This window comes from Methylobacterium bullatum (assembly GCF_014845095.1).
GTDB classification, from domain to species: Bacteria; Pseudomonadota; Alphaproteobacteria; order Rhizobiales; family Beijerinckiaceae; genus Methylobacterium; species Methylobacterium bullatum.
The window spans coordinates 1-9,106 of sequence record NZ_NKUG01000169.1; the positions used below are offsets into that span (position 1 = coordinate 1).

At 66.9% G+C, this 9,106-nt stretch carries 8 protein-coding genes and 1 pseudogene; 4 read left to right on the forward strand and 5 right to left on the reverse strand.

What is annotated here, in order from left to right; translation table 11 throughout:
• Nucleotides 1-562: pseudogene (locus MBTS_RS20520) on the reverse strand (sensor histidine kinase); the annotation flags it as partial.
• A gap of 260 nt (nucleotides 563-822) precedes the next feature.
• Between MBTS_RS20520 and MBTS_RS20525 the strand changes: the two are divergent.
• Together MBTS_RS20525 and MBTS_RS20530 are read left to right on the forward strand one after the other, a co-directional pair.
• Nucleotides 823-1,278, forward strand: a complete 456-nt coding sequence (locus MBTS_RS20525) for a (2Fe-2S)-binding protein (RefSeq protein WP_018042501.1) — start codon at nucleotides 823-825, stop codon at nucleotides 1,276-1,278.
• 78 nt (nucleotides 1,279-1,356) lie between these two features.
• Nucleotides 1,357-3,573 (forward strand): xanthine dehydrogenase family protein molybdopterin-binding subunit, encoded by a 2,217-nt coding sequence (locus MBTS_RS20530; protein ID WP_147832041.1) that lies wholly within the window; start codon nucleotides 1,357-1,359, stop codon nucleotides 3,571-3,573.
• A gap of 38 nt (nucleotides 3,574-3,611) precedes the next feature.
• Here MBTS_RS20530 and MBTS_RS20535 read toward each other — a convergent pair whose 3' ends face one another.
• Entirely contained in the window at nucleotides 3,612-4,433 is an 822-nt protein-coding gene (locus MBTS_RS20535) for an alpha/beta fold hydrolase (RefSeq protein WP_147832043.1), read from the reverse strand.
• A 165-nt stretch (nucleotides 4,434-4,598) separates the two neighbouring features.
• Here MBTS_RS20535 and MBTS_RS20540 point away from each other — a divergent pair, with 165 nt between their 5' ends.
• Both MBTS_RS20540 and pyrF read left to right on the forward strand, forming a co-directional pair.
• The gene (locus MBTS_RS20540; RefSeq protein ID WP_147832045.1) at nucleotides 4,599-5,219 is read left to right on the forward strand and encodes a uracil-DNA glycosylase family protein; all 621 of its coding nucleotides are present in this window, start codon (nucleotides 4,599-4,601) and stop codon (nucleotides 5,217-5,219) included.
• Between the two features lie 66 nt (nucleotides 5,220-5,285).
• Nucleotides 5,286-5,996, forward strand: a complete 711-nt coding sequence (pyrF, locus tag MBTS_RS20545) for an orotidine-5'-phosphate decarboxylase (protein WP_147832047.1) — start codon at nucleotides 5,286-5,288, stop codon at nucleotides 5,994-5,996.
• A 23-nt stretch (nucleotides 5,997-6,019) separates the two neighbouring features.
• Here pyrF and MBTS_RS20550 read toward each other — a convergent pair whose 3' ends face one another.
• The 3 genes from MBTS_RS20550 to MBTS_RS20560 all read right to left on the reverse strand — a co-directional run bounded on the left by MBTS_RS20550 (nucleotide 6,020) and on the right by MBTS_RS20560 (nucleotide 9,106).
• Nucleotides 6,020-6,688, reverse strand: a complete 669-nt coding sequence (locus MBTS_RS20550; RefSeq protein WP_056143994.1) for a TetR/AcrR family transcriptional regulator — start codon at nucleotides 6,686-6,688, stop codon at nucleotides 6,020-6,022.
• 337 nt (nucleotides 6,689-7,025) lie between these two features.
• On the reverse strand, nucleotides 7,026-7,223 hold the full coding sequence (locus MBTS_RS20555) for a hypothetical protein (RefSeq protein WP_018042507.1): 198 nt from the start codon (nucleotides 7,221-7,223) through the stop codon (nucleotides 7,026-7,028).
• A 152-nt stretch (nucleotides 7,224-7,375) separates the two neighbouring features.
• On the reverse strand, nucleotides 7,376-9,106 hold the full coding sequence (locus tag MBTS_RS20560; protein WP_192216369.1) for an NADPH-dependent assimilatory sulfite reductase hemoprotein subunit: 1,731 nt from the start codon (nucleotides 9,104-9,106) through the stop codon (nucleotides 7,376-7,378).

The following is a 9,106-nucleotide window of genomic DNA, read 5'->3' on the forward strand; positions in this document are numbered from 1 at the left end:
CCAGGAGAGAGAGCGCCGCGAGGATCAGCGGAAGAAGCGCGGCGGCGGCGGCGGCGGGCAGGGTCGCTGCCAGCATCGCGGCGACCGCGGCGACGATGACGAGGCCGAACAGGACGAAGATGCGGGCACTGGGCGCGGCCACGAGAACCATCAGCGCCCAGGACGCGCTCTGCACGATCTCGCTCAGCATGAAGGCGCTGCGCCAGCGCCTGACCGACACGGAATCCGCCGGCTGACGAAGGAAATGCTTGGTCAGCCCCATCGACAGGCCGACGCCGCAGAGCAGGCAGACGACCCAGGACAGGGCGATGGGAACCGGCACCCAGAGCGACGACGCCCCTGCGATGAGAAGCCCGAGCACGGCATGGGTCAGACCGGCACCGGAGCGGTACTCGGCATAGATCCGGATCAATTCGTAATCGAACGCGCGTTCCAGACCGTTCGCCGAGGTCAACCGCTCGCGCGCCGATCGGATGTCTCGGGCCACCTTGCGGCGGCGAGCGGATTCCGGTGCCGAAGGACCGCGTCCGCGCTGAACCATCTCCGCTGTCAGGTCGGACATCACCGTTTTGAGGATCTTTTGAGAGGAAAACCTGCGGTCGGAAGGACCGTGACCCGTCGACGCTGCGACCCGGCGAATCTGCGCCCGATAGGTTAAGAACGACCTGACCCGGTCATGACACTTGTCTCCAAATCGCGCCCATCCACGGCGCGCGACCCGACGCTGCATCGACGCCGATCTCAGATCGATGTGTGCAGGCGCACATTTTTCGGAAGTGTGTAATATTTAGAACAAGTCGATACTGAAGTCGGAGAGACGTCATGCTGAAACTGAATGTCGACGGCGTGTCGCATGATGTCGATGCCGATCCCGACATGCCGCTCCTGTGGGCGCTGCGCGATCATCTCGACAAGACCGGGACGAAATACGGCTGCGGCATCGCCCAGTGCGGCGCCTGTACCGTCCATCTCGACGGCCAGCCCGTCCGCTCCTGCCAGACCCGCATCGGCGATGTGGGTGAAGCGAAGGTCACGACGATCCAGGGTGTGTCCGGGCGGGTGGCGGAGGCGGTTCAGACCGCGTGGCGCGGCCTCGACGTGGTCCAGTGCGGTTACTGCCAGTCCGGTCAGATCATGTCGGCCATCGGCCTGCTCTCGACCACCCCGAAGCCGAGCGACGCCGAGATCGACGGCGCGATGGACGGTAACATCTGCCGCTGCGGTACCTACCAGCGCGTTCGCGCCGCCATTCACGAAGCCGCCCGCTCCCTCGCCTGATCCGAACCCGATGCCGGCCCAGGGGCCGGCATTGTCCTGCCCGATACCGTGCGCGTCATCGTCTCCGTGGAGGAAGCCATGCTGAAGGTCCGTCAGACCAAATCCGAGGCGGCTGCTCCCCGTCCGTCGCGCCGCGCCTTCCTCGGCGGGGCCGGTGTCGCCGCCGGAGCCCTGGTGATCGGATTCACCCTCGACCCGGCCAAACAGGTTCGCGCGGCGGCGGGACCCGACCTGTCCTCCGCTCCCGCCCAGCCCAATGCCTTCGTGCGGATCGCGGCCGACGATACGGTCACGGTGCTGATCAAGCATCTCGACATGGGGCAGGGCAACACGACGGGCCTCGCCACCATCCTGGCCGACGAGCTCGACGCCGACTGGTCCCGCGTGCGGGTGGCCTTCGCGCCGGCCGACGCGAAGCTCTACAACAACCTGCTGATGGGGCCGATCCAGGGGACCGGCGGTTCGACCGCGGTGGCCAATTCCTGGTTCCAGCTCCGCAAGGCGGGGGCGGCCGCCCGTGCCATGCTCGTCTCCGCCGCGGCCGAGAAATGGTCCGTCCCGGCCTCCGAGATCACGGTTTCGAACGGCACGGTCCGCCATCTCGCCTCGAAGCGCGAGGAGCGGTTCGGTGCCCTGGCCGAGGCAGCGGCGGCGATCCCCGTGCCCGAGCAGCCGAAGCTCAAGGATCCGAGCCAGTGGGTCCATATCGGCAAGAAGCTGCCGCGCCTCGATTCCGTGGCCAAGACCAATGGAACTGCGATCTACGCCATGGATATCCGCCGGCCGGGTCAGGTCACGGCCGTGGTGGCGCATGCCCCGCGTTTCGGCGGCACCGTGTCGACGGTCGACGATAAGGCCGCCCGCGCCGTTTCCGGCGTTATCGACGTCGTGACGATTCCCACCGGCGTCGCCGTGATCGCCAAGGACACCTGGTCGGCGATGAAGGGCCGGGACGCCCTGTCGGTCACCTGGGACGAGCGCACGGCCGAGAAGCGATCCTCCGACGCCATCCTCGCCGAGTATCGCGAGACGGCCAAGCGGCCGGGCATCGTCGCATCGGAGAAAGGCGATCCCGCCGCCGCCATCGCCGGGTCGGCCAAGGTCATCGAGGCGGAGTTCACCTTCCCCTACCTGGCCCACGCGGCCATGGAGCCCCTCAACGCCACGATCGAGCGGGCGGCCGACGGCTCCTACGACATCTACGCCGGCCTCCAGTTCCAGACGATCGAACAGGCGGTGGCCGCCGCGACCCTCGGTGTCACCGCCGACAAGGTCAGGCTGCACACGCAATGGGCCGGCGGATCGTTCGGACGACGGGCGACGCCCACCGCCGATTACATCGCCGAGGCCGCGTCCATCATGAAGGCGACCGGCGGCAAGGCGCCGGTCCATCTGGTCTGGACCCGCGAGGACGACATGGCGGGCGGGTATTACCGCCCGATGGTGCTGCACACCCTCAAGGCCGGCATCGACGCCAAGGGCGCCGTGACCGGCTGGCAGCACCGGATGGTCGGCAAATCGATCATGATCGGCTCGCCCTTCGAGGCGATGCTGGTGAAAAACGGGGTCGATTCCACGTCCATCGAGGGCGCGTCGGACACGCCCTATGCCCTCCCGGCCTACCGGTTCGAGGTCCACAACGCCCGCGAGGGCGTGCCCGTCCTCTGGTGGCGTTCGGTGGGTCACACCCATACGGCGCAGGCGATGGAGGTCTTCATCGACGAGTTGGCCCACGCCGCCGGTGCCGATCCGCTGGCCTATCGCCTTGGCATGCTGACCGGCGCGCCGCGCCTGTCCGGTGTCCTGAAACTCGCCGCCGAGAAGGCGGATTGGGCCAAGCGCAGCGGCGGCAAGGGCCAGGGCCTCGGCATCTCGGCGCACGAGTCCTTCGGCTCCTACGTGGCGATGGTGGCCGACATCACGGCGGATGGCAGCCATGTGAAGGTCAATCGCATCGTGGCGGCGGTGGATGTGGGCGTCGCCGTCAACCCGGACGTGATCCGTGCCCAGGTGGAGGGATCGGTCGGCTTCGCGTTGTCATCGGTCCTGCGCAACAAGATCACGCTGACGGACGGGGTGGTGCAGGAGAAGAATTTCGACGCCTACGAGCCGACGCGCATGAGCGAGATGCCGGTGGTGGAGGTCCATATCGTGGCCTCCGATGCCGCCCCGACCGGCATCGGCGAGCCGGGCGTGCCCGTCATCGCCCCGGCGATCTCCAACGCGATCTTCGCCGCGACGGGGCAGAGGCTGCGCTCCCTGCCCCTGGATCTCAGCGGCCTCAAGGGGGTCTGAGCCCGAAGGGCAGCGCGCCTCCGCCAGCGGCGGGGGCGTCAGCGCCTCAGGAAGTCGATGAGGTCCGTCGTCAGACGCTCGTGATGGGTCAGCGGTATCGCGTGCGGAGCCCCCTCGTAGATCTCGAATTCCGCGCTCGGCACGGCTGAGGCCGCGACCTTTCCGGTGACGTCGATCGGCACGGTCTGGTCGGCATCGCCATGGATGATCAGGCAAGGCACGGTGACCTTCGCCATGTCGGGCCGGAAATCAGTCTCGGAGAAGGCCTTCACGCAGGCGATGGTGGCCTTGGGCGAGGCCAGCATGGCGACCTGCCCGGCCCAGGCGATCATCTCCGCAGAAGCGGGTGAGCTGAACACGCCCGCACCGAAGAAGCCCTTGTTGAATTTGGCGAGGAAGGACGGCCGGTCCATCTTCAGCCCGTCGATGATCTCCTCGAACACGCCGGCATCGACACCGTCGGGATGATCGGGCGTCTTCAGCATCATCGGCGTCACCGCCGAGATCAGGACCGCCTGGGAGATCCGGTCGCTGCCGTGCCGTGACAGGTAGCGCACCACCTCTCCGCCCCCCATGGAAAAGCCCACCAGGGTCACGTCGGTGAGGTCGAGGGCGTCCAGCACCGCCTTCAGGTCGTCGGCGAAGGTGTCGTAATCGTAGCCCTGCCAGGGCTGGTCCGAGCGTCCGAAGCCCCGGCGGTCATAGGCGATGGTCCGGAAGCCCGCCTCGACGACGGGCACCATCTGGTACTCCCACATATCCGCGTCGAGGGGCCAACCGTGGAGGAAGACCACGGGCCGTCCGCTGCCCCAGTCCTTGTAGTAGAGGCTCGTGCCATCCGGCGCGGTGATGAAGGCCATGGGGCTGCTCCCTGTATTCCCTGGTCGGGCGTGCTCGCGGGTGAGCCCGGCAATGCCGGCTCCTATGGCGATTCAAGCGCGGGGTGCGGCCTCTCGTTCCCGCGGCATGGATTCCCGGCACCCCGGATTCCCAGGGGCAGATGCCCGCACTACCTGTCCTCTCGTATGACCCCCTTCGAATCCACCGCCGCCGCCCTGCGCGCCTGTCGAATCTGTCGCGACGCACCTCGATATGGCGCGCGCCTGCCGCAGGAGCCGAAGCCCATCGTTCAGGGTTCGACCTCGGCGCGTCTCGCCATCGCCAGTCAGGCTCCCGGGAACCGGGCGCACCAGAGCGGTATCCCGTTCATGGACCCGTCCGGCATCCGGCTGAGGTCGTGGCTCGGCCTGTCCGAGCCGGATTTCTACGACGCCGAGCGGCTCGCCATCGTCCCCATGGGCGCGTGTTTTCCCGGGCTCGACGCGAAGGGCGGAGACAAGCCGCCCCGCCGCGAATGCGCCGAGCATTGGCGCGAAGCGCTCTTCGCCGGCCTGCCCGAGATGGATCTCGTTCTGGTCATCGGCCAATACGCGCAGGCCTGGCATCTCGGCCGCGTCGAGGGAGGGCTCACCGCCATGGTGCGGAACTGGCGTGCCATTCTGGAGGAACCGCGTCGGCCTCGGGTACTGCCGCTGCCGCACCCGTCCTGGCGCAACAACGGCTGGCTCAGGACGAACCCCTGGTTCGCCGACGAGTTGCTGCCGGTACTGAAGGAGGAGGTTTCCCGGGTGATGAGGCGCGGCTGACCCCGCCTTCGCGTTGACATGGGAAGCCCGGGCGGCGATCCGTCAGCCGATCCTCCGGAGCCCGTCATGTCCCACGCCGCGTCACCCGCCGCCAGCGATCCGCGCAATCGCCTCATCGTCGCCCTCGACCTGCCGAGCGTCCACGAGGCCGAGGCGATGGTGGACCGGATCGGCGATGCCGCGACGTTCTACAAGATCGGATACCGGCTCGCCTATTCGGGCGGCCTCGCCCTGGTTCAGCGGCTGTCCAAGGCCGGTTTCAAGGTCTTCATCGACCTGAAGTTGCATGACATCGGCAACACGGTGGAGGACGGCGTCCGGGCGTTGTCCGATCTCGGTGTAACCTTCCTGACGGTCCACGCCTACCCGCAGACCATGCGCGCCGCCGTGCGGGGAAGGGGCGGGGATGGCCCGACGATCCTCGCCGTCACCGTACTCACCTCCTACGACCAGGCCGATGCCGACGAGGCGGGCTACGCCCTCCCCATCGCGGATCTGGTGGCCCTGCGTGCGCGGCAGGCGGCAGAGGCCGGGATCGGCGGGATCGTCTGCAGTGCCGCCGAGGCGGCCTCCGTCCGCTCCGCCATCGGGCCGTCGCGACTCATCGTGACCCCCGGCATCCGGCCGGCGGGCGACGATGTCGGCGACCAGAAACGCGTGTTGACGCCGGCGGCGGCGATGGAAGCGGGGATCGACCACATCGTCGTCGGCCGCCCCATCACCCAGAGCGCCGATCCCCGTGCCGCGGCTTTGGCGATCCTCGCGGAGATGGGCTGAGCCCCGACGGCCAACAGCGTTCGCTAGATCGACTCGGCCGGCTCTCTCGCCTTTGAAGGAGCGTCGTTCCTGGCCGGTTCGTGGAGCGCGCGCAGCAGAAAGGCGATCATCGCGTCGATGGGGGGAGCCGGTGCGTTGGGGTACTGGCTCACCAGGACCGGGTGGCAGTAGCGTGTGATCGCCACATGCAGGCAAGCCGCGGTGATTGCGGGATCCTCGACCTGGAATTCACCGCTGCGAACCCCGTCCGTCACCACCCGTTCCAGGGCGGCGCCGATCCGGTCGATATGGTGCCGGCACACCCCCCAGCTCTCCGACATGGCGGCTTCCACCATCTCATGGATGCGGGGATTGTCCTTGCATCGCTCGATACAGTCGCGGTGGAGCTCTCGGATGATTTCGGCGACCCGCTGATCGGCGCTGAGGCCGGGCGCCACGGCGATGCCGGCAATCAACGCCTCGACCTCGCGGGTCACGCGCTCGACCACCGCCTCGTTGATCGCCTTCTTCGAGTCGAAGAACCGGTAGACATTGGCCGGGCTCATCCCGAGCGTCTTGGCGATGTCGGCGACGGTCGTCTTCTGGTAGCCGATCTCGCGAAAGAACCTCTCCGCCGTCGCCAAAATCCTGCATCGGGTCGTGGGTGCGGCGGCTTCCAGGCTCGCCTGCAACGGATCGACAGAGATTGTCATGGAACGACCCTAGGTCTCCTGCTCCCGGCCGTCAAAGACACGGCAATGAGGGTGCCGCCGTCGCATAAGACGGATGAACGCCACGGGAATGAAATCCGCATGCCGATACCGGCTTCAGAGCCGGTCCGATCTTGGGCGGACGTACGAGATAGAGCCGGGGTTTCGCAAGCCAGCACCGGACGATAGATCAGGCAGGACTTGGCCATCGTCCGCGACAAGACGATCCTAGACAGGCGACATCGGCCCCGAACGCAGGTCTGGTGCCAGCATCAGTCTGATTGTCAGCGACAGGGGCCGGGGAAAAGCGGCCCGGCGCTTCGGCCACGCCGCCGACGGCTTACGAGCCGAACTGGGAACCGAGCTGTTCCAGATACTCCGCGAGGTCAACGCCGCCGACGCGTTTGCCGTAATCGAACCGCATGCCCTGTCGGATATCGACGCTGCTCTGCTTCGTCGTGAGGGTGAACGGCTTCACGCAAATCCAAGCACCGTCCCGACGATGCTCGAAGAAACTGAGGATTTCGTGCTTGGCCATCGTCGCCTCCGGTCGCTTTGCAGGATCAACCGCGAAGCCGGGCCAGAGTTCAGCGATGCCGGACTTATATTCGTGTCTCGCCTAAGCTTGACCGTACCATCCGGGACACGTGCACTGCAGCATCGATGAAGCAGTGCACGTGTCGAAGAGGTTCAGGCAACGCCCTTCAGGGCGCCGATATTCGTGTGGAAATCCGGCCCGTTGAAGGTTCTCGCCACGTAGCCGGCACGGATCAGGAAATCGCCGAACCGTTCACCCGGAGTCTTGCCCTGAGCGTAGGCGCCGAAGAGCGGATCGAGGATCGTCCTGATCTCCGAGGCGGTCACGTCTTCGGCATAGAGCTTGCCGAGGCGTGAGCCGTCGAAGGCCGCACCGAGATAGAGGTGATAGCGCTCCGGGCCGCGACCGACGAAGCCGATCTCGGCGATGAAGGGACGGGCGCAGCCATTGGGGCAGCCGGTCATGCGGATCGTGATCTCGTCGTCCTGCAGCCCGTGCGAGGCGAGGCTTTCCTCCAGTTCCGTCATCAGGTCCGGCAGGTAGCGCTCGCTCTCCGCCAAGGCCAGGCCGCAGGTGGGCAGGGCGACGCAGGCGATGGAGTTCCGGCGCAGGGCGCCCGCTCCCTTCTGCATGCCGTACTCGTCCACCAGCGCCTCGATCTCGACGCGCTTCTCTCCCGGCACGTTGGCGATGATGACGTTCTGATTACCGGTGAGGCGGAAATCGCCCTCGTGGATCTCCGCGATCCGGCGCAGGCCGGTGAGAAGTCGAGGGCCGTCGCCCTCCACATCCTTGATGCGGCCGGACGGGACATAGAGCGTCAGGTGGTGACGACCGTCATCGCCCTCGGTCCAGCCGAACCGGTCGCCGTTCCCGGTGAAGGCGAAGGGTTTGGGATCGGCGAGCTTCGTGCCGACACGCTTCTCCACCTCGGCGCGGAAAGCGGCGAGGCCGTACCGCTCGATCGTGTACTTGAGGCGGGCGTTCTTGCGGTTCTTGCGGTTGCCCCAGTCGCGCTGGACCGTCATCACCGCCTCGGCCACCCGCACCGCCTCGTCGGGCTTGCAGAACAGCATCACGTCGGCCGTGCGCGGGAAGGTGTCGGGCTCGCCATGGGTCATGCCCATGCCGCCGCCGACGGTGACGTTCCAGCCCGTCACCTTGTTCTTCTTGTCGAGGATGGCGATGAAGCCGAGATCGTGCGCGAAGACGTCGACCTCGTTCGAGGGCGGCACCGCAATGACGATCTTGAACTTACGCGGCAGGTAGGTCCTGCCGTAGACGGGCTCGAATTCCGGTTCGCCGCCGATCACCTTCTCGCCATCGAGCCAGATCTCGCGCCAGGCATTGGTCTTCGGCAGGAGGCTGTCGGAGATCTCCTTGCCGAGTTCATAGGCGGCCTTGTGCGCGCCGGACTGGGCCGGATTCGTCGAGGCCATCACGTTGCGGTTGACGTCGCCGCAGGCGGCGATGGTATCGAGCAAGGCGCCGTCGATGGCGGCCATGGTGCGTTTGAGGTTCGACTTGATCACGCCGTGATACTGGAAGGTCTGGCGCGTGGTCGCCCGCAGGGTGCCGTTGGCGTAGGTGGTGGCGATGTTGTCGAGGACGAGCCACTGCTTCGGTGTCACCACCCCGCCGGCGATGCGCAGGCGGATCATGAAGCTGTAGGCCTTGTCGAGCTTCTTCTTGGTCCGCTCGGGGCGCAGGTCGCGATCGTCCTGCAGGTACATCCCGTGGAACTTCACGAGCTGGCCGTCATCCTCGGAGATCGCGCCGGTGGCGTGCTTGAGCAGACCGTCGGCCAGGGTGCCGCGCAGGAAACCGCTCGCGATCTTGATATGCTCGTTATGCGCGAGGCCCGCCTCGCGCATAACGAGCAT